The sequence below is a fragment of the Mesorhizobium sp. M7A.F.Ca.MR.362.00.0.0 genome, from assembly GCF_004023175.1.
Lineage (GTDB): Bacteria > Pseudomonadota > Alphaproteobacteria > Rhizobiales > Rhizobiaceae > Mesorhizobium.
In genome coordinates this window covers 14,457-34,953 of the sequence record NZ_RZTF01000017.1, presented here as the reverse complement: position 1 = coordinate 34,953, position 20,497 = coordinate 14,457, and the positions used below count along the sequence as shown (strand labels likewise).

At 63.6% G+C, this 20,497-nt stretch carries 20 protein-coding genes and 1 pseudogene; 18 read left to right on the top strand and 3 right to left on the bottom strand.

Features of this window, described 5'->3' with window-relative positions; genetic code table 11:
- Positions 1-1,980, top strand: a 1,980-nt coding sequence (locus EOC06_RS04585; protein ID WP_245469328.1) for a primosomal protein N', incomplete at its 5' end; no start/stop codon positions are given.
- 46 nt (positions 1,981-2,026) lie between these two features.
- On the opposite strand, the gene EOC06_RS04580 is transcribed toward EOC06_RS04585, so the two are convergent.
- Positions 2,027-2,272 carry a type II toxin-antitoxin system Phd/YefM family antitoxin gene (locus EOC06_RS04580; RefSeq protein ID WP_128307192.1) on the bottom strand — a complete coding sequence of 82 codons (246 nt, stop codon included), beginning with the start codon at positions 2,270-2,272 and terminating at the stop codon, positions 2,027-2,029.
- A gap of 69 nt (positions 2,273-2,341) precedes the next feature.
- Here EOC06_RS04580 and EOC06_RS04575 point away from each other — a divergent pair, with 69 nt between their 5' ends.
- The 8 genes from EOC06_RS04575 (at position 2,342) to EOC06_RS04540 (ending at position 9,135) form a co-directional block, all read left to right on the top strand.
- Positions 2,342-3,037 carry an aspartate/glutamate racemase family protein gene (locus EOC06_RS04575; RefSeq protein ID WP_128307191.1) on the top strand — a complete coding sequence of 232 codons (696 nt, stop codon included), beginning with the start codon at positions 2,342-2,344 and terminating at the stop codon, positions 3,035-3,037.
- 156 nt (positions 3,038-3,193) lie between these two features.
- Complete coding sequence (locus EOC06_RS04570) at positions 3,194-3,589, top strand: DUF4345 family protein (protein WP_127261416.1); 396 nt, start codon at positions 3,194-3,196, stop codon at positions 3,587-3,589.
- Positions 3,590-3,835: 246 nt separating this feature from the next.
- Complete coding sequence (locus EOC06_RS04565; protein WP_128307190.1) at positions 3,836-4,396, top strand: F0F1 ATP synthase subunit delta; 561 nt, start codon at positions 3,836-3,838, stop codon at positions 4,394-4,396.
- The gene (gene atpA / locus EOC06_RS04560) at positions 4,396-5,925 is read left to right on the top strand and encodes a F0F1 ATP synthase subunit alpha (protein ID WP_127267283.1); all 1,530 of its coding nucleotides are present in this window, start codon (positions 4,396-4,398) and stop codon (positions 5,923-5,925) included. Before EOC06_RS04565 ends, atpA begins: the two co-directional genes overlap by 1 nt.
- 31 nt (positions 5,926-5,956) lie before the next feature.
- Positions 5,957-6,841 (top strand): F0F1 ATP synthase subunit gamma, encoded by an 885-nt coding sequence (locus EOC06_RS04555; RefSeq protein WP_127261419.1) that lies wholly within the window; start codon positions 5,957-5,959, stop codon positions 6,839-6,841.
- 70 nt (positions 6,842-6,911) lie between these two features.
- Positions 6,912-8,507: a F0F1 ATP synthase subunit beta gene (atpD, locus tag EOC06_RS04550; RefSeq protein ID WP_164898463.1), complete on the top strand. Its 1,596-nt coding sequence runs from the start codon at positions 6,912-6,914 to the stop codon at positions 8,505-8,507.
- 3 nt (positions 8,508-8,510) lie between these two features.
- Entirely contained in the window at positions 8,511-8,735 is a 225-nt protein-coding gene (locus EOC06_RS04545; protein ID WP_127808808.1) for a hypothetical protein, read from the top strand.
- Complete coding sequence (locus tag EOC06_RS04540; protein ID WP_127267285.1) at positions 8,728-9,135, top strand: F0F1 ATP synthase subunit epsilon; 408 nt, start codon at positions 8,728-8,730, stop codon at positions 9,133-9,135. The genes EOC06_RS04545 and EOC06_RS04540 overlap by 8 nt, the downstream gene beginning before the upstream one ends.
- 119 nt (positions 9,136-9,254) lie before the next feature.
- Here EOC06_RS04540 and EOC06_RS04535 read toward each other — a convergent pair whose 3' ends face one another.
- Positions 9,255-10,790, bottom strand: a complete 1,536-nt coding sequence (locus EOC06_RS04535) for a mannitol dehydrogenase family protein (protein WP_128307189.1) — start codon at positions 10,788-10,790, stop codon at positions 9,255-9,257.
- A gap of 142 nt (positions 10,791-10,932) precedes the next feature.
- Between EOC06_RS04535 and uxaC the strand changes: the two genes are divergently transcribed.
- The 8 genes from uxaC (at position 10,933) to EOC06_RS04495 (ending at position 18,090) form a co-directional block, all read left to right on the top strand.
- A complete protein-coding gene (gene uxaC, locus EOC06_RS04530) occupies positions 10,933-12,345 on the top strand; it encodes a glucuronate isomerase (protein ID WP_164898462.1) in 1,413 nt (470 codons plus the stop codon).
- A gap of 36 nt (positions 12,346-12,381) precedes the next feature.
- The gene (locus EOC06_RS04525) at positions 12,382-13,359 is read left to right on the top strand and encodes a TRAP transporter substrate-binding protein (protein ID WP_127328609.1); all 978 of its coding nucleotides are present in this window, start codon (positions 12,382-12,384) and stop codon (positions 13,357-13,359) included.
- A 100-nt stretch (positions 13,360-13,459) separates the two neighbouring features.
- Positions 13,460-13,990 (top strand): TRAP transporter small permease, encoded by a 531-nt coding sequence (locus tag EOC06_RS04520; RefSeq protein WP_127395858.1) that lies wholly within the window; start codon positions 13,460-13,462, stop codon positions 13,988-13,990.
- A 4-nt stretch (positions 13,991-13,994) separates the two neighbouring features.
- A complete protein-coding gene (locus tag EOC06_RS04515) occupies positions 13,995-15,275 on the top strand; it encodes a TRAP transporter large permease (RefSeq protein ID WP_128307187.1) in 1,281 nt (426 codons plus the stop codon).
- Between the two features lie 7 nt (positions 15,276-15,282).
- Positions 15,283-16,059 carry a FadR/GntR family transcriptional regulator gene (locus EOC06_RS04510; protein WP_127269375.1) on the top strand — a complete coding sequence of 259 codons (777 nt, stop codon included), beginning with the start codon at positions 15,283-15,285 and terminating at the stop codon, positions 16,057-16,059.
- A gap of 22 nt (positions 16,060-16,081) precedes the next feature.
- Positions 16,082-16,933 carry a 5-dehydro-4-deoxy-D-glucuronate isomerase gene (gene kduI, locus EOC06_RS04505; protein WP_128307186.1) on the top strand — a complete coding sequence of 284 codons (852 nt, stop codon included), beginning with the start codon at positions 16,082-16,084 and terminating at the stop codon, positions 16,931-16,933.
- Positions 16,930-17,688, top strand: a complete 759-nt coding sequence (kduD, locus tag EOC06_RS04500; RefSeq protein ID WP_128307185.1) for a 2-dehydro-3-deoxy-D-gluconate 5-dehydrogenase KduD — start codon at positions 16,930-16,932, stop codon at positions 17,686-17,688. Before kduI ends, kduD begins: the two co-directional genes overlap by 4 nt.
- A gap of 66 nt (positions 17,689-17,754) precedes the next feature.
- Positions 17,755-18,090, top strand: coding sequence for a cupin domain-containing protein (locus tag EOC06_RS04495; RefSeq protein ID WP_128307184.1), 336 nt, complete (start codon positions 17,755-17,757; stop codon positions 18,088-18,090).
- 190 nt (positions 18,091-18,280) lie between these two features.
- Here EOC06_RS04495 and EOC06_RS04490 read toward each other — a convergent pair whose 3' ends face one another.
- Positions 18,281-19,702: a coniferyl aldehyde dehydrogenase gene (locus EOC06_RS04490; RefSeq protein ID WP_128307183.1), complete on the bottom strand. Its 1,422-nt coding sequence runs from the start codon at positions 19,700-19,702 to the stop codon at positions 18,281-18,283.
- Positions 19,703-20,095: 393 nt separating this feature from the next.
- Here EOC06_RS04490 and EOC06_RS41685 point away from each other — a divergent pair.
- Positions 20,096-20,497 (top strand): annotated as a pseudogene (locus EOC06_RS41685) (sulfotransferase); the annotation flags it as partial.

The window sequence follows — 20,497 nt, the reverse complement described above, 5'->3', positions numbered from 1 at the left end:
GAACAGGTCTTCGACTGCCCGCCGATCGACCGAGCGATGCGCCGTTTCGTCGACTGGGTGGCGCAGTACACGCTGTCGCCTCCGGGCATGGTGGCGCGCATGCTGCTCAGGGCGCCGGAGGCTTTCGACCCCGAACCGTGGATCGAAGGGCTGCAGCGCACGCTTCTCGCACCCGACCGGATGACGGGCGCCAGGCAGCGTGTGCTGGAGACGGCCGAAGGCGGCCTTGCCTGGACGCGTTCCGGCCTCGCTCACGCCGCCGGCGTGTCATCGACGGTGATTGACGGCCTGAGAGCGCAAGGCGTGTTCGAGACCGTGATGATCCCGCCGCGCCCGGTGGTGGCCGCGCCCGATTCCGGCTACGCCATTCCGGAACTGATGCCGGACCAGAGCGACGCGGCGCAGATGCTGCGCGCCAATGTCGCAGCCGGCGTGTTCAACGTCGCGCTGCTCGACGGCGTCACCGGATCCGGTAAGACCGAGGTCTATTTCGAGGCGGTGGCGGCTGCGCTCGACCAGGGCAGGCAGGTGCTGATCCTGCTGCCGGAAATCGCGCTGACGCATGCCTTTCTCGAGCGCTTCCAGCAGCGCTTCGGCGCCAAGCCGGGCGAATGGCATTCCGACCTGCCGCCGCGGATGCGCGAGCGGGTTTGGCGGCAAGTGGCGGAGGGCGGTGTGCGGGTCGTCGCCGGCGCGCGCTCGGCGCTGTTCCTGCCGTTCAAGGAGCTCGGCCTGATCGTCGTCGACGAGGAGCACGACCCTGCCTACAAGCAGGAGGACCGCGTCTTCTACAATGCGCGTGATATGGCCGTGGTGCGCGGCCATATCGGCAGCTTTCCGGTGGTGCTGGCGTCGGCGACGCCGTCGGTCGAAAGCCGGGTCAACGCCAGCCAGGGCCGCTACAACAGGGCCGTGCTCTCAGCTCGCTTCGCCGAGGCGGCACTTCCGCATCTGAAGGCGGTCGACATGCGGCGCGCACCGCCGGCGCGCGGTGGCTTCCTGTCGCCGGTGCTGCTCGACCAGATGCGCCAGACGCTGGAGAGGCAGGAGCAGTCGCTGCTGTTCCTCAACCGGCGCGGCTATGCGCCGCTGACGCTGTGCCGGGTCTGCGGCCACCGCTTCGGCTGCCCGGTCTGCTCGGCCTGGCTGGTCGAGCATCGCTTTCGCGGCCAGCTCGTCTGCCATCATTGCGGGCACAATGAGCGCCGCCCCGAAGCCTGCCCGGAATGCGGCACGCTCGACCATCTGGTCGCCTGCGGGCCGGGTGTCGAGCGCATCGCCGAAGAGGTCGTGACGCATTTTCCCGACGCGCGTACCATCGTCTTGTCGTCGGACCTGATGGGCGGCGTGCGGCGGCTGCGGCTGGAGCTGGAGGCGATCGCCGATGGCGAGGCCGACATCGTCATCGGCACGCAGCTCGTCGCCAAGGGCCACAACTTTCCCAACATGACCCTGGTCGGCGTCGTCGATGCCGATCTCGGCCTTGCCAATGGCGATCCGCGCGCCGCCGAGCGCACATTCCAGCTGCTCAGCCAGGTCACCGGCCGAGCCGGCCGCACCGGCAAGAAGAGCCTTGGCCTGCTGCAGACTTTTCAGCCCGAGCATCCGGTGATGCGGGCGATCGTCTCCGGCGACGCCGAGGCGTTTTACGAACGTGAGATCGCCGAGCGCGAACGGGCCGCACTGCCGCCCTTCGGTCGGCTCGCCGGCGTCATCGTCAGTGCGGTGACGCGGGCGGAAGCCGAGGGCCATGCACGCGGCCTGCGCCGCGCCGCGCCCGAGGCGACCGATCTGTTCGTGCTGGGGCCGGCGGAGGCGCCGCTGTCCCTGCTCGGCGGCCGCCACCGCTTCCGCCTGCTGATCCAGGGCGAACGGCGCGCCGACATGCAAGGTTTTATCAGGGCCATGCTGGCCAACGGGCCGAAGCAGCGCGGCTCGGTCAGGGTGCAGGTGGATATCGATCCGCAGAGTTTTTTGTAGCTGCCGGGCGCTTGGTAGGTGGATTTAAATAGGTACGTCGGGCGGCTCAAAACTCGACATCTCGTGACGGCGATTCGTTTCGCTCAAATTCGATGCCGCCGGGATACCGAAGTAACCAATCAGCCAAATTTCTCCGACTGTCTTGCGGATAGAGCTTTCGCCCTTCATCGACCGGGACGATCATGGCAGCCGGCCTGCCGTTTTCTGTGATGATGGTTGGCTCGCCATTTCCCGCGGCCTCCACAATTGCCGAGAGTGTCGCCTTGGCCTGCTGAAGCTGAACGGTTTTCACTGCGACCTCCTTGTGGTCTCATGTGTTTATAGTATCGAGGATCGCCCAGGAAAAGGAACAGCTCGCGCAATGAAAACCCTTGGCCTTCTGGGCGGCATGAGCTGGGAATCGACGGCCATCTACTATCGGCTGCTCAACGAGATCGTGCGCGATCGGCTGGGCGGCTTGCATTCGGCGAAACTGCTTCTGTGGTCCTTCGATTTTGCAGAGATCGCCGAGCGACAGCATCATGGCGACTGGGACGGCGCCGGCGCGCTTCTGGTCGAAGCAGCGCGCAAGCTAGAGGCGGGCGGCGCGGAAGGTCTGCTTTTGTGCACCAACACCATGCACAAACTGGCCGATCAGGTGCAGGCGTCGGTGTCGATCCCGCTGATCCACATCGCCGATGCCACCGCGGTGGCGGTCAAGCGCGCCGGCATGCAGCGCCCGGCGCTGCTGGCGACGCGCTTCACCATGGAGCAGGATTTCTACAAGGTTAGGCTCGCCGACAGATTTGGCTTGAACCCTGTCGTACCCGATGGTGCCGGGCGCGACATGGTCCACCGTGTCATCTACGAGGAATTGTGCCAGGGCATCGTCAAGGAGACTTCAAAGGCGGCCTATATCGCCGAGACCGAGCGCCTGCGCCGCGAAGAGGGGGCCGACAGCGTCATCATGGGCTGCACCGAGATCACCATGCTGATCGGCCAGCAGGATTTCGGCATTCCGGTCTTCGACACCACGCGCATCCATGCCGAGGCGGCTGTGGAATTCGCGCTCGGTTGATGCGCTTCCAGCCCTTTGTTCTGACGCAATTCCGGACGGAAAACCGCTTCACACTTTTCCTGGCATTGCTTTGAAAGTACCTGGACCCATCTGGCGCGACGTTTTTCCTCCGTTAGAATGCCCGGAATTTCAAAACAGGCATTTCGAGGGGACAGTATGGATTTTGCGCTTCCGTGGCCGACGAGCCAGGGCGAATGGCTGGCCTGGTCGAGCGCCGTCGTCACCGTGCTGCTCGGCCTTTTGTTTTTTCTGGCTCCCGGTCTCGCCTTCCGTGCCCTGCGCCTGCAGGTCAAGCCAGAGAAGGCGGCGGCGATCGCCGAGGGGCGCGGCAGGATGTCCGGCTTTTATCTCGGTGTCGGCCTGTGCTGTATCCTGCTGGCGCAGCCGCTGATCTACATGGCGCTCGGCTTCTCCTGGCTGTTCACAGCCTTCGGCCGGCTGCTGTCGATGATGTCTGATGGCGCCAACACGCCTTTCAATTGGGTTTCCATTGTGGTGGAATTGGTGCTGGCGGCGTTGCCGCTCGCCTTTGCCTTCGGCTTTCTGCCTTGAATCGTGGGGTATTCCGCGATGGAAGACGGGTGACTTTCGCCGGATGCGACAATAGTGCCTGAAAACCATGCGGAACGACGCATTGCGGTCTTAAAATGCCTGTGCTAGACGGCAATCGACTTTCGGCCGGGGATAGCGGAAGCCGCGTCTCCGTGCTTGAAAAAATGCAGTAAGGTCAAAGATTTAGCCAGAGTTTTTGCTCGCGCCAACAATCTACGGCCTGTCAGACAAGAGAAAAGACGGTCCGTGGCTCAATCGTCATCGCCAATCTCAGGTGTCGCAGAACGCTATGCGGGTTCGCTGTTCGAACTCGCCCTGCAGGCAAATTCCGCGGCCAAGGTCGAAGCCGACCTCAACAGCTTCGAAGCCATGCTCGCGGGCAGCGCTGATCTCACCCGGCTGATCAACAGCCCGGTGTTCTCCAGCGAGGACCAGGCGAAGGCCATCGCGGCAATCGCCGACAAGGCCGGGATTGCCGGCCTCACTGGTAATTTCCTGCGCGTCGTCGCCCGTAACCGCCGGCTGTTCGCCATTCCCGGCATGATCAGGGCGTTCCGCCAGATATCAGCCGAACATCGTGGCGAGACCGCTGCTGAAGTGACGTCGGCTCACGAACTGACGGCTGCCCAGCAGACCGAACTCAAGGCGGCGCTGAAGAGCGTTGCCGGCAAGGACGTGGCTATCTCCGTCACCGTCGATCCGTCGCTGCTCGGCGGGCTGGTGGTCAAGATGGGCTCGCGCCAGATCGATACGTCGCTCAAAACCAAACTCAATTCGCTCAAGCTTGCACTGAAAGAGGTCGGCTGATGGACATCCGCGCCGCGGAAATTTCCGCAATTCTGAAAGACCAGATCAAGAATTTCGGCAAGGAGGCCGAGGTCTCCGAAGTCGGACAGGTGTTGTCCGTCGGTGACGGTATCGCCCGCGTCTACGGCCTCGACAATGTCCAGGCCGGCGAAATGGTCGAATTCCCCGGCGGCATCCGCGGCATGGCGCTCAACCTCGAAGCCGACAATGTCGGCGTCGTCATCTTCGGCGCCGACCGCGACATCAAGGAAGGCGACATCGTCAAGCGCACTGGCGCCATCGTCGACGTCCCCGTCGGCCCAGGCCTGCTCGGCCGCGTCGTCGACGCGCTCGGTAATCCGATCGACGGCAAGGGTCCGATCAAGGCGGTCGAGCGCAAGCGCGTCGACGTCAAGGCGCCCGGCATCATTCCGCGCAAGTCGGTGAACGAGCCGATGTCGACCGGCCTCAAGGCCATCGATGCGCTGATCCCGGTCGGCCGCGGCCAGCGCGAGCTGGTCATCGGCGATCGCCAGACCGGCAAGACCGCCATCATCCTCGACACGATGCTCAACCAGAAGTCGGTGCACGACAACGGCCCCGAGAAGGAAAAGCTCTACTGCGTCTACGTCGCCGTCGGCCAGAAGCGCTCGACCGTCGCGCAGTTCGTCAAGGTGCTGGAAGAGCGCGGCGCGCTCGAATATTCGATCATCGTCGCCGCCACCGCTTCCGATCCGGCACCGATGCAGTTCCTGGCGCCGTTCGCCGGCGCCACCATGGGCGAATATTTCCGCGACAATGGCATGCACGCGCTGATCAGCTACGACGATCTGTCGAAGCAGGCCGTCGCCTATCGCCAGATGTCGCTGCTGCTGCGTCGCCCGCCGGGCCGCGAAGCCTATCCGGGCGACGTCTTCTACCTGCACTCGCGCCTGCTCGAGCGCGCCGCCAAGCTCAACGACGATCTGGGCGGTGGTTCGCTGACCGCGCTGCCGATCATCGAAACGCAGGCCAACGACGTGTCGGCCTATATCCCGACCAACGTGATCTCGATCACCGACGGCCAGATCTTCCTCGAGACCAACCTGTTCTTCCAGGGCATTCGTCCTGCGGTGAACGTCGGTCTGTCGGTCAGCCGCGTCGGTTCGGCCGCGCAGATCAAGGCGATGAAGCAGGTTGCCGGTTCGATCAAGGGCGAGCTTGCGCAGTACCGCGAAATGGCGGCCTTCGCGCAGTTCGGCTCGGATCTCGATGCCGCCACCCAGCGCCTGCTCAACCGCGGATCGCGCCTCACCGAACTCCTGAAGCAGCCGCAGTTCTCGCCGCTGAAGACGGAAGAGCAGGTCGCGGTGATCTTCGCCGGCGTCAACGGCTATCTCGACAAGCTGCCGGTCAACCAGGTCGGCAAGTTCGAGCATGGCCTGCTCAGCCACATGCGTTCGGCCGGCAAGGACGTCCTCGAAGCCATCCGCAAGGAAAAGGCGCTGTCGGACGATCTGCGCGCCAAGCTGAAGGCCGAGATCGACGCTTTCGCCAAGACCTTCGCCTGAGCGAATTGCAAGACGGGATCAGGTTTGAAGCATGCCTTCATTAAAAGACCTTCGTAACCGTATCGCCTCGGTCAAGGCGACGCAGAAGATCACCAAGGCGATGCAGATGGTCGCCGCGGCGAAGCTGCGCCGTGCGCAAGAGGCTGCGGAAGCGGCGCGCCCCTATTCGGAGCGCATGGGTTCCGTGCTGGCCAACATAACCCAGGCAATCGGCGGCGGCGGCGATGCCCCGGCGCTGATGACCGGCACCGGCAAGGATGACGTGCATCTGCTCGTCGTCTGCACCGCCGAGCGCGGCCTGTGCGGCGGCTTCAATTCGCAGATCGCCCGCCTTGCCCGCGACCATATCCGCAAGCTTTTGGCCGACGGCAAGCAGGTCAAGATCATCTGCGTCGGCAAGAAGGGTTTCGACATCCTGCGCCGCGACTACGCGTCGATGATCATCGACCGAGTCGACCTGCGCGAGGTCAAGACACTCGGCTTCGTCAATGCCGATGCCATCGCCAAGAAGGTCATCCACCTCTTCAACGAAGGCGGCTTCGACATCTGCACGCTGTTCTATTCGCAGTTCAAGTCGGTGATCAGCCAGATCCCGACCGCGCAGCAGATCATTCCGGCCGGCGTTGCTTCGGCTCCTGCCGAGGCGATTGATGGCGGCAACGCCGTCTACGAATATGAGCCGGAGCCGGGCGAAATCCTCTCCGACCTCATTCCGCGCAACATCTCTGTGCAGGTTTTCCGGGCGCTGCTCGAAAACGTGGCTGGCGAAATGGGCGCCAAGATGAGCGCCATGGACAATGCGACGCGCAACGCCGGCGACATGATCAACAAGCTGTCGATCACCTACAATCGCCAGCGGCAGGCGCAGATCACCAAGGAACTGATCGAAATCATTTCGGGCGCCGAGGCGCTCTAGGCGTGGTTCGCGGGTCATCGACCCGCGACTGGACCGCGTGAGAAACAAAGGACGAAAAAGGGTAAAGACGATGGCGAAAGCAGCGACCCCCCAGAAGGCAGCCCCCAAGGCCGCAGCCGCGAAAACCGCAGCCCCCGCGAAGGCGGCGGCAAAGGCTCCAGCAGCCGCCGCGAAGGCTGCCCCGGCCAAGGCGGCAGCACCGGCGAAGGCCGCCGCTGCCAAGACATCGGCAGTGGCCAGCAAGGCAACCGGCGTTGCCGGCAAGGTCCGCCAGGTCATCGGCGCCGTTGTCGACGTGCAGTTCGGCGATCACCTGCCGGCGATCCTGAACGCGCTCGAGACGACCAATGTCGGCAACCGCCTGGTGCTCGAAGTTGCCCAGCATCTGGGTGAAAACACCGTGCGCTGCATCGCCATGGACTCGACCGAAGGTCTGGTTCGCGGCCAGGAAGTGCGTGACACCGGCGCGCCGATCACCGTGCCGGTCGGCCCGGGCATGCTCGGCCGCATCATCAACGTCATCGGCGAGCCGGTCGACGAAGAAGGCCCGGTCGACGCGACCGAAATGCGCTCCATCCACCAGCCGGCTCCGACCTATGTCGAACAGTCGACTGAAGCACAGATCCTGATCACCGGCATCAAGGTGCTCGATCTCCTGGCTCCCTACGCCAAAGGCGGCAAGATCGGCCTGTTCGGCGGCGCCGGCGTCGGCAAGACCGTGCTGATCCAGGAACTGATCAACAACATCGCCAAGGCGCATGGCGGCTATTCGGTGTTCGCCGGCGTCGGCGAGCGCACCCGCGAAGGCAACGATCTGTATCACGAGTTCATCGAATCCGGCGTCAACAAGAAGGGCGGCGGCGAAGGCTCCAAGGCGGCACTCGTCTACGGCCAGATGAACGAGCCGCCGGGCGCGCGCGCCCGCGTCGGCCTGACCGGCCTGACGGTCGCGGAATATTTCCGTGACCAGGGCCAGGACGTGCTGTTCTTCGTCGACAACATCTTCCGCTTCACGCAGGCGGGTTCGGAAGTGTCGGCTCTGCTCGGCCGTATTCCTTCGGCCGTGGGCTATCAGCCGACGCTCGCCACCGACATGGGCGCGCTGCAGGAACGTATCACCACCACCACCAAGGGCTCGATCACGTCCGTGCAGGCCATCTACGTGCCCGCCGACGATCTGACTGATCCGGCGCCGGCGACCTCGTTCGCCCACCTTGACGCGACCACGACGTTGAACCGCGCCATCGCCGAAAAGGGCATTTATCCGGCGGTCGATCCGCTGGATTCGACCTCGCGCATGCTCGACCCGCTGGTCGTCGGCGACGAACACTATGGCGTCGCCCGCCAGGTGCAGTCGATCCTCCAGCGCTACAAGTCGCTGCAGGACATCATCGCCATTCTGGGCATGGACGAGCTGTCGGAAGAGGACAAGCAGACCGTGGCCCGCGCCCGCAAGATCGAGCGCTTCCTGTCGCAGCCATTCTTCGTCGCCGAAGTGTTCACCGGCGCGCCGGGCAAGCTGGTCGATCTCGCCGACACCATCAAGGGCTTCAAGGGCCTCTGCAACGGCGACTACGATCACCTGCCGGAAGCCGCCTTCTACATGGTCGGCGGCATCGAGGAAGCAGTCGAGAAGGCACAGCGCCTCGCGGCTGAAGCGGCGTAATATATGCAAAGGAAGTTCTGTTGCTCGACCTTGCAAGAGGTGATGACAGAGCTTCCCTCGCCGTCGTTCTTCGAGACCGACGATGGGGTGCTGATGGTGACGGTCGGGACTGTCGAAACAGAGGACGGTCCTGGGTATTTTGATCAAGCGGTCATGTTCTGTCCATTCTGCGGGACCGAGTTGCAGACTGACGAAATTATCGCCGGCAAGGTGAAGCAAAATGGCTGAAGCTTTCAAGTTCGAACTGGTCTCGCCGGAACGCCTGCTGGTTTCTGAGCAGGTCGAATCCGTCGTCATTCCGGGCGCCGAAGGCGAGATGACCGTCATGGCGCATCACGCCCCGGTCATGACCACGATCAAGCCGGGCGTCGTCACCGTGAAGACCGCGGCGGGCGGCGAAGAACGCTATGTGGTGTTCGGCGGCTTCGCCGACATCGTTCCGGCCGGCTGCACGCTGCTGGCGGAATCGGCTGTCGCCGTGAAGGATGTCGACCGCGCCGATCTCGCGCGCCGCATCCAGGAAGCCAAAGAAGACGCTGCCGACGCCAAGGACGACGAGGCTCGCAGCAAGGCGGAGCAGTTCCTTAGCCAGCTCACCACGCTGGAAGGCGCTATTCTTCCGGCGTAAGGCCGGAGCGCTCTGGAATTCATGCCCTCACATTGGTAGCGCGCAGGACGGGCGTTCTGTCGTGATCCTTCGCGCCCAGGGGCGCTGTCCCGCCGACATCATAACCGCGAGGCCATAGCTCAGGTCTGCTCGCTCTGTATGCCAAGCGCAGCGAAGGCCAGGGTCGGACCGTCCCGTCGCAGGTGGACGAGATGGACAGCCACGAGTTCGATCAATGTCTGCCGCTCGGCATGGTCCCTGGCGAAGCCGGCCAGGTCGAACACCGCGGTCACGGTTTCGTTGGCCGGCAGTTGCTCACTCAAAAGTTCCTTCAACGCCGCGTCGAGCGGGTCGGTGAAATGGCCCTCTGGCAAGGTTTTCCCTCGCGCGGCGCAGGCGGCGATCCAGGCAGCCACCACCAGGGTCAGATGGACCAGTTCAGTACCGGCTTCGAGGCATTCGATGGCGGAGGCGACGATGCGCTGCGGCAGTTTCTGGCTGCCGTCATTGGCGATCTGCGCCGTGCGATGGGCAAGTGCAGTGTTGGAAAAACGCTCCGCGAGCTCCGCAATATAGGCGCTCGTGTCCAATCCGGCATCCTCGGGCAGGGTCGGGATGGCTTCGGCCCACAAGGCATCGACGAATTGCCGGATCGCCGGGTCGGCGAAGGCGCGGTCGACGGTGGCATGACCGCTGAGCAGGCCAAGATAGGCGATGGCCGAATGCGAGCCGTTGAGCAGCCTGAGCTTCATGTCCTCGAACGGGCCGACGTCGCGAACCATGGTGACGCCGAATTGTTCCCACGCGGGCCGGCCAGTCGGGAATTTAGCTTCGACCACCCATTGGCAAAACGGCTCGGTCATCACGGGCCAGGCATCCTCTACGCCGAGTTCTTCAGCGATCCGCGCCCGATCGGCATCGGTGGTTGCAGGCACGATGCGATCGACCATGCTGGAGGGAAATGCGACCTGGTGTGCGATGTGGTCGGCAATTCCGACATCACTCGATTGGGCGAGCCCGGCATCTCGCAACTGGGCGAATTCGACCAACAGCCGGTGCAGCGTGGCGCCGTTGGCCGGCAAATTGTCGCAACACAGGACAGTGAAGGGCGGCGTGCCGGCGGCGCGTCGCAGGGCAAGCGCCTCGGTCAGGAAACCATGCGCTGTCTTCGGCATCCGTGGATTGGCCAGATCATGGACGATATCGGGATGGGCGGCATCCAATCCCCCGCCTGCCGCCCTCAGATAGGCTTTTTCGGTGATCGTCAGCGTGACGATGCGGGTGCGCGGATCGGTCAGCGTGGCCAGCACCGCGCCCGGATTCTCCGGCGCCACCAGCATCGCACCGATCGAGCCGATGACCTGAAGTTTTTCGGTTCCACTGCTTCTGATCGCCAGCGTGTAGAGCCCGTCCTGCGGCGTGAGAGCGTCGCGCGTGTCGGTGCTGCGCAGCGAAACGCCTGTTATGCCCCAATCCGCCTCGCCTGCCGCCAGGCAATCGTCGACATAGGCTGCCTGATGGGCGCGGTGGAAGGCGCCGACACCAAGGTGCACGATGCCCGGGACGATGCGGCTGCGATCATACGCAGGTGTCGCGATCGAAGCCGGCAGTGCGCGCACCGTCTTCGTGGAAAGGCGTTCGGTCGTCGTGGTGCGACTGGTCTGGTCGGATGACATGAGTGGCCTCGGCAGGGATCGGCAAAGCGGCGTAACATTCGATTTCCTGCCACACAATGGGTCGAAAAGTCATCATACAACAATCGTATTTTTGTATGTTGACATTATTTCTTGCCGCCCCTACCGATAGTGGCTTGGGAGGATGATCGTGGCACTGACCCATGCGGATTTGCTGTTTCCCGCCGAGGCGCATTCGCGCGCGATTGCCCGTGATCTCTATGCCGGGATCAAGGACCTGCCCCTTGTCAGCCCGCATGGTCACACCGATCCGCGCTGGTATGCGCTGAACGAGCCATTCCCGGATCCGGCGCAACTGCTCATCGTCCCGGATCACTACATCTTCCGCATGCTGTTCAGCCAAGGCGTCCGCCTTGAGGATCTCGGCGTGGCGACGCTCGACGGCGCGCCGGTCGAGACCGACGGCAGGGCGATCTGGCGGCCTTTTGCCGAGCACTATCATCTGTTTCGCGGCACGCCGACCCGGCTGTGGTTCGATCATGTGCTCGCCGATCTGTTCGGCATCGACGAACCCCTGACCGCGGCGACCGCCGACCGCCACTACGACACCATCGCGACGCTGCTGCAGTGGGAGAATTTTCGCCCGCGCGCGCTGTTCGAGCGTTTCAACATCGAGGTTATCGCGACCACGGAAGGCGCGCTCGACGATCTCCAATGGCACCAGATGATCCGCGACAGCGGCTGGCAGGGCCGTGTGGTCACCGCCTATCGGCCGGATGCTGTCGTCGATCCCGATTTCGAAGGGTTTTCAACCAATCTCGACCGGCTCGGTGAGATCACCGGCTGCGACACCGGCAATTGGGCCGGCTATCTCGATGCGCATCGCCAGCGGCGTGCCTTCTTCAAAAGCTTCGGCGCGACTTCGTCGGATCATGGCCATCCGACGGCCGAGACCGCCAATCTTTCGGATGCGGCGGCGCAAGAGCTGTTCAATCGGATTCGCCGTGGTTCCGACGATGAGCGCGAGCGAAAACTGTTCCGCGCCCAGATGCTGACCGAGATGGCCAAGATGAGCCTCGACGATGGACTGGTCCTGCAGATCCATCCCGGCTCCTGGCGCAATCATTCGCCCGCGATCTTCCAGAAATTCGGCCGCGACAAGGGTTTCGATATCCCGACCAGGACCGACTATGTGACGGCGCTGAAGCCGCTGCTCGACTGCGTCGGGCTGGAGCGCGACCTCACCGTCATCCTGTTCACGCTCGACGAGACCAGTTATGCGCGCGAGCTGGCGCCGCTGGCCGGTGTCTACCCGGCGCTGAAGCTCGGGCCGGCATGGTGGTTCCACGACAGCCCGGAAGGCATGCGGCGCTTCCGCGAGATGACCACCGAGACGGCCGGCTTCTACAACACCGTCGGTTTCAACGACGACACCCGTGCCTTTCCATCGATCCCGGCGCGTCACGATGTGGCGCGGCGAGTCGACTGTGCGTTCCTGGCGCGTCTCGTCGCCGAGCATCGGCTGCGCGAGGACGAGGCGCATGAGCTGGCGCGGGAACTGACCTATACGCTGGCGAAAAAGGCGTATCGGCTCTGAAGGGGCAACTCGCCCGCAATGCAAAGGGAGGAAACCATGTTGCATTTTTCAAGACTGACGGGAGCTGCGCTACTCGCCGCCGCACTGATGGCCGGAACCGCAAGCGCCCAGACGGTTCTGCGCTCGTCCGACACCCACCCGGACGGCTATCCGACGGTCGAGGCGGTCAAATATTTCGGCGAGCTTGTAAAGGAGCGTACGGCCGGCCGCTATGCGGTCGAGCTCTATCATTCCGCGCAGCTCGGCGAAGAAAAGGACACGATCGAGCAGGTTCGCACCGGCGTGATCGACCTCAACCGCATCTCGATGGCGCCGTTCAACGGGCTCATTCCCGAAACCACGGTGCCCTCGCTGCCCTACATCTTCCGCTCGGAAGACCATATGCACAAGGTCATGGACGGGGCGGTCGGCGACCAGATCGCGGCGGCGTTCGAACAGGTCGGGCTGGTGCTGCTCGCCTTTTATGACAGTGGCGCGCGCTCCTTCTACAATTCGAAGAAGCCGATCAACTCATTAGCCGATCTGTCCGGCATGAAGTTCCGCGTCATCCAGTCCGACATCTTCGTCGACATGGTGGCGGCACTCGGCGCCAACGCGACGCCGATGCCGTATGGCGAGGTGTATTCGGCGATCGAGACCGGGGTCATCGACGGCGCGGAAAACAATTTTCCGAGCTACGACACCGCCAAGCATGCGGAAGTCGCCAAGTTCTATTCGCTCGACGAGCACACTATGGTGCCGGAAGCCTTCGTCATGGCGAAGTCGAGCTGGGACAAGCTGACGCCGGAGGATCAGGCGATCTTCAAGGCGGCCGCCAAGGAGAGCGTCGCCAGGCAGCGCGAGCTGTGGACCGCCAAGGTCAAGGAATCGCGCGCCAAGGTCGAGGCGGCCGGTTCGCAGATCACGACGCCGGACAAGCAGCCCTTCATCGACGCCATGGGTCCGGTCTACGAGAAGCACGTCAAGGACGACAAGCTGAAGGCCATGGTCGAAGCCATCAAGGCCGTGCAGTGATCAAGCGGCGGCGCGGGCATTCCGCGCCGCCATCCTCTTGCGGAGAGAACCGGTGACCTCCAGCCCAAAACACAGACCGCCCCTGTGCGGCGTCGCGCGCATGATGTCGCGCGTCAGCACAGCGGCGCTATGGGTCGCAGGCATCGGGCTGGTGCTGATGACCGCCTTCGTCGCCTGGCAGGTGTTCGGTCGTTATGTCCTGAACCGCTCGCCAAGCTGGACCGAGCAGGGCTCGGTGATGCTGATGAGCTGGTTCATTTTCCTCGGCGCTGCCGTCGGCGTGCGCGAGAACTATCACCTCGGCTTCGACGTCCTGCTCTACGTGCTGCCCAAAGGCGGCAAGCGTTGGCTGCGGATGATCTCGGACCTCGTCGCGCTCGCCTTCGGCATCGGTATGATCTGGTATGGTAGCCAACTGGTCGCATTGACCTGGGGCGCTACCTTGCCGTCGCTCGGCATATCGGGGGGCTGGGACTACGTCCCGCTGGTCGCGGGAGGCGTGCTCGTCGTGCTCTTCACGCTGGAGCGCATCGTGCTTCGCCTCTACGGTGCGCCGATCGACGATGTGCTCGATGAACTGCCGCCGGCGGAAGTTGCAACCGAGCTCGACACGGCGAACGTGAAGGTCTGACGGCATGGAACTCTGGATTCTCTTCGGCGTCTTCACCCTTCTGATGCTTATCGGCACGCCGATCGCTTTCTGCCTCGGCGTCGCAAGCTTTGCCACCGTCCTCTATATGGGCCTGCCGCCGCTCATCGTGTTCCAGCGCCTGAATTCCGGCATGAGCGTCTTTTCGCTGCTGGCCATTCCCTTCTTCATCTATGCCGGCGACTTGATGGTGCGCGGCGGCATCGCCAGCAAGATCGTTGCCTTCGCCGGCTCGCTCGTTGGCCATTTGCGCGGTGGCCTCGGGCAGGTCAACATTGCGACCGCTACACTGTTCGGCGGCATTTCGGGCTCCGCGGTGGCCGAGGCGGCGGCGGTCGGCGGCTTGATGATCCCGCAGATGAAAGCGCGTGGATATGGAGCGGATTACGCCGTCAACGTCACGTCGATGGCAGCGCTGATCGCGCTGCTCCTGCCGCCGTCGCACAACATGATCATCTACTCGATCTCGGCAGGTGGAAAGATCTCCATCGCCGACCTGTTCACGGCCGGCATCATTCCTGGCCTGCTGTTGGCCCTGTCGCTGATGATCACCGCCTATTTCGTGGCGCGCTCCCGCGGTTATCCGACCGAGCCGTTTCCGGGCTTCACCGCCGTCGCGCATCTCTTCGCTGTCGCGGTGCCCGGCCTGCTGCTGATCGCGATCATCTTCGGTGGCGTACGATCGGGCGTTTTCACGGCGACCGAGAGTTCCTGTGTCGCGGTCATCTATGCGTTGCTCGTCACTGTCTTCGTTTACCGGCAGATGACTTGGGAAGGTTTCGTTCATGCCACCCATGGTGCCGTGCGCACCACGGCCATGGTGCTGCTCATCATCGGCATGGCGGCGGCGTTCTCGTGGTTGATGGCCTTCCTGAAACTGCCGGCAGCGCTCATAGCCTCCATGAACGCAATCTCGGACGATCCGCTGGTCGTGCTTCTCCTGCTCAACGTCTTGATGCTGTTCCTCGGCACCTTCATGGACATGGGGCCGACGATCATCATCTGCACGCCGATCTTCCTGCCCGTGGCGCAAGCCTACGGCGTCGACCCGGTACATTTTGGCGTCATCATGATCCTCAACTTCGGCATCGGGCTGAATACGCCGCCGGTGGGCGCTGTGCAGTTCGTGGCGTGCGCAGTGGGCAAGATATCCGTCTGGGAGGCGATGCGCTCGATCTTGCCGTTCTATGGGGCCGGGCTCGTGGTACTGGGGCTCGTCACTTATATTCCGGCCATTTCGCTCTGGCTACCGAGCGTCTTCAAATAGGGGCGACATGGCATCGGACACCGCAACCGACCTCAGGGTCGAGAGAAAACCCAAACTGTCGGAGACAGTGGTCACGACGATCCGCAAGCAGTTGCAGGCGGGTGAGATCCTGCCCGGCCATAAATTGCCGACCGAAGGCCAACTGACCGAAACCTTCGGCGTCAGCCGCACCGTCATCCGCGAGGCGCTGGCCAAGCTTGCCGCCGACGGGCTGGTCGAACCGCGCCAGGGCGCCGGCGTCTTCGTCACAGAGCACATCTCGACAATGTTCGGCGCGCTGGCCGCCGACATGGGCAGCAAGGATTCGATCGCGCTCAACGTGCTCGAAGTGCGGCTGGCGATCGAGATTGAATCGGCCGGGATCGCCGCCGTCCGCCGCAATGCCGCGCAGGAGGCGGCGATCCAGGAAGCCTTCTTCGAATTCGAGCGGCTGCTGCTTGCCAGCGAGCCGACCGGTCCGGCCGACCTCGCCTTCCATCGCGCGATCGCCAGCGCCACCAGCAACCCATTCTATGTCGAGATGCTCGACGTGCTCGGCCGGCGCGCCATCCCGTGCGACGTGACTTCGCCCTGGTCGACCGAATTGGCGCAATCCGATAGCTACCAGCGCGGACTGCAGCGCGAGCACCTGGTGATCCTCAACGCCATTACCTCTGGCGATGCCGAGGCCGCGCGAGAGGCGATGCGCGCGCACCTCACCGCCAGCCAGCAGCGTTACCGCGAACGCCTGCATGCGCGTCAGGCTTTTTATTCCAGTTCGGTCAAGGCCGCCGCCGGCGAATGACCCATCTCAAGTCAGGACGAAAATGAGCCAGAGCCATATCGACTATACATCGCGCTTTGCCATCGACCCGGTCGCCGCCGCGGCGATGGGAACCGACGAATTGCGCCACAACTTTCACATTGACGGCCTGTTCCAGCCCGGCCGCATCAGCCTGACCTACACACATTACGACCGCATGATCGTCGGCGGCGCCGTGCCGACGGACGCCGCGCTTCAACTGGAAACGATCAAGCCGACCGGCACCAAGAACTTTCTCGACCGTCGCGAGCTGATCGCCGTCAACATCGGCGGTGCAGGCGTCATCAAGGCCGGCGGCCAGTCCTTCGAATTGCAGGCGCGCGACATGCTCTATCTCGGCATGGGCATCGCTGATGTGTCGTTCGCGTCGGCCGATGCAGATGCGCCGGCCAAATTCTATCTGCTCAGCGCGCCGGCGCATCAGGCCTGGTCCAGCCGGCTGATCCGCATCGGCGACGCCAAGCGCCTCGATCTCGGCAGCAAGGACACCTGCAACGAGCGTTCGATCTTCCAGTTCATCCATGCCGACGGCGTGAAGACCTGCCAGCTGGTGGTCGGCATGACTCAGCTGGCGCCGGGCTCGGTGTGGAACACCATGCCGTGCCATGTGCATGACCGGCGCATGGAGGCCTATCTCTATTTCGACCTGGCGGAGACGGCACGCGTCTTCCACTTCATGGGCGAGCCGGACGAGACGCGCCATATCGTCATGGGCAACGAGGAAGCGGTGCTGTCGCCGGGCTGGTCGATCCATTCGGGCGCCGGCACTTCCAATTATGCTTTCATCTGGGCGATGGCCGGCGACAATGTCGACTATACCGATGTCGACCCGGTGGCGTTGAGCGATCTGCGGTGAGCGACCCCTTCAGCCTTGCCGGAAAACGTTTCCTGGTCACCGGCGCCAACACCGGCATCGGCCAGGGCATCGCCGTATCGATCGCACGCGCCGGGGGCGCGGTGGTCGGCGTCGGCCGCTCGTCGATGGACGATACGGCAGACAAGGTCGCCGCGCTGGGAGGGCAATTCGAGGCGGTCAGCGCCGACCTTGCCGACATTTCGGCCGCCGGCCCGTTGCACGACCGGATCTGGGACGAAAGCGGTCCGCTCGACGGGCTGGTCAACAATGCCGGCATCATCCGCCGCGCCGATGCCGTCGATCTCAGCGAGGCCGATTGGGACGACGTCATGGACGTCAATCTGAAAACGGTTTTTTTGCTCTGCCAAAGCTTTGCAAGGCGTGCCTTGGCCGCTGAGCGGAAAGGCAAGATCGTCAACATTGCCTCCGTGCTGAGTTTCCAGGGTGGCATCCGCGTTGCGTCCTACACTGCCTCGAAGCACGGTGTGCTCGGCATCACGCGTCTGCTCGCCTGCGAATGGGCGCAGAAAGGCATCAACGTCAACGCCATCGCGCCGGGCTATATCGAGACCAACAACACCCAGGCGCTGCGCGCCGATCCCGACCGCAGCGCCGCCATCCTGGCGCGTATCCCGGCCGGCCGCTGGGGCGAGGCGGGCGACATTGGCGACGCCGCCGTCTTCCTGCTGGCGCCGGCATCGGACTATATGCATGGAGCGGTGGTGCCGGTGGATGGCGGCTGGCTGGCGCGCTAGGTTTTGACGCAATTCCGGACGGAAAACCGTTCACACTTTTCCTGGAATTGCTCTTAGGAGATGACGATGACCGCAAAGATTTTCGCGCATGCCGGCGAGGGCACGTGGACGGCGACGCCGGACGGCAACAGGCGGCGCGTCCTCCTGCACACCGATGAGTTGATGCTGGTCGAATTCGGCTTCGACAAGGGTGGCGTCGGCGCCCTGCATTCGCACCCGCATGTCCAGGCAAGCTACGTCGCCGAAGGCCGCTTCGAGGTGACCATCGACGGTCGGACCGAAACCATCGAGACCGGCGGCAGCTTCATCGTGCCGTCCGGTCTGGTGCACGGCGTCAAGGCGCTGGAACCAGGGCGGCTGGTCGACAGCTTCACGCCGCACCGGGCCGATTTCCTCGGCTAGCCAAGGGTAAGAGATCGAGCGGGAATGACCCGCACCCCAGAAAGAGGCGCGGGTCTGTTGCCTGGGCGCTTGTGGCGCCGCGGTACTCAAGACATCACCGCAGGATGAGGACCCTGCCGCACCGTGGTGAAGATAGTCTTAATGCGCCGGCGCTGCATGGCACGACGAACCGGAGGCTGCGCTCGCTCGATCAGGTGATGTGACGCAGGAGGCTGAAAAGCCGCTCGAACGTCTTGCCGTAGGGCGGGCGCAACAAGGCTCCGGCGCTCAGCCGCGACTGTGTGAAAACCGGCTTCTCCTTGCTGAACGTCCGAAATCCCCACTCGCCGTGATAGGCGCCCATGCCGCTGGCGCCGACCCCGCCAAAGGGCTGGTTTTCCTGTACCAGATGCAGCATGCAGTCGTTGATAGTGACACCGCCGGCAATAGTCTCGTGCAGGATGCGTTGACGGGTGCCGCTGTCGCGGCCGAACCAGTAGAGCGCCAGCGGTCGGGCTGCCCCGTTCACATGCGCGATCGCTTCGTCGATCCCGGTGTATTCTACGATGGGCAGCACCGGCCCAAAAATCTCCTCGCGCATCAGCCGCAGGTTTGCGCCGGCGTTGCGGACCAGAGTCGGCAGCAGCTTCCGGCTTTTGGCACCCAGCTCTTCGCCGGCCGGGTTGATTTCGGTGACATCGGCGCCTGCGTCACGCGCTTCAGTGATCATGTCGCGCAGGCGCTGGTGGTGCCGGTCGCTGATGATGACGGTATAGTCGGGGTTGTCGCGCAAGGTCGGGTAGAGCTTCGCGATCGCCGTTGCGAGCTTGACAGCGACCGTGCCTGCCTGCCCCTTCGGCACCAGCAGATAATCCGGCGCGATGCAGGTCTGCCCGGCATTCAAGAGCTTGCCATAGGCAATGCTGGATACCGCCGCGTCAAGATCGCAGGACGGATCGAAGATTGCCGGCGACTTGCCGCCGAGTTCGAGCGTGACCGGGGTCAGGTTGGCGGCCGCGGCGATCGCGACCTGGCGTCCGACCGCGGTCGAGCCGGTGAACAGCAAATGATCGAAAGGCATCGACACGAAGGCCTTTCCCATCTCGGCATCGCCGGTGATGACGCTGAGCTCATCGGGTGCGAAATGCTCGGCAACGAGTTTGGCCAACAGCACTGAGAATGCCGGCGTCAATTCGGAAGGTTTTATAAGCACGCGATTGCCGGCCGCGAGTGCCGCCGTGACCGGCGCGACAGCGAGCTGGAAAGGATAATTCCAGGGCGACACGATGCCGACGACGCCGAGCGGCTGCGGGACGAGGCGATTTCGCCCGGGCAGGAACGGCATGGTGGTGACAACGCGGCGTTCGCGCATCCAGCCCCTGAGATGCGAAAGCGCGTGGCGGATGCCGGCACGCACCACGAACAGTTCCGCAAGACGCGTCTCGTGTGCCGAACGGCCACCGAAGTCGGTGTCGATGGCGGTGCAGATGTCGGCTTCATGCCGCTCGGTCAGCGCCAACAGGCGTTTCAGGCGATCCTTGCGGATGCCAAAGTTGGGGAAAGGCTGCGCCTCGAAGGCGGCGCGCTGCAGGTGGAACCGCTCGCCGAGAACATCCTGTCTGGTCTGCAGCATCGCATCCTCCCTAGCTAGCGGAGCCGAGCTTACATTGCTGGGTGAAGGAATCCAGCGAGGTAAAGGTGTTGCAAGGGAAGGCGCAGGCTGCAGGCGACCTGTTCCTGTTGTGGCACGATGACAGCTGCGCTAAGGCATGGTGCCCATGCAGAGAGTCGTTTTGACCGATTTCCCATCCTCTCCCATCCAGGAATTCCAGTCCGGTGTCTGCCTGATGCTGATATCGGCGACGAGTATCTTGGCCATGGACCCCAAGCGGCGCGTTTCGTGCCGGGCGGCCCTGCGGAATTGCGGATGAAGGGCGCTCACAGGCTTGAGGCTGCGTTTGGAGCGGCTGCGCGAAGGGTTGTGCGGGAGTTTCTGCGGTTCGTGCCGCTGTCTCTGAAACAGCGCATGCAAAAACGCACATACGCACGCGCGGCGCCCGCCAACAGAATTTTCATTTCGGGTTGCGCGCGCAGCGGCACGACGCTGACACAGCGGCTGATGAGGTGTTTCGAGGACATTTTCGTCCATCCGCCCGAAGCGCGATACACAATGCTGGACATGTTGGACCGGCCGGAATCGAACCTCGTCGTCAAGCGCGATGCGCGCGGTTTTGCGCATCTGGCGAAGCTCCCTCCCTCCATCGGCTTGATCTATTGCGTGCGCCATCCGTTCGACACGCTGACAAGTTCGCATCCGCAAACACGCAACGAGCGTCGGTTCCACGTCACGCCGCATCGCTGGCTGGCCGAATACGACGCGCTGACCCGGCTGAAGAAGGCACAACCGCACCGGCAGATACTCTTTGTC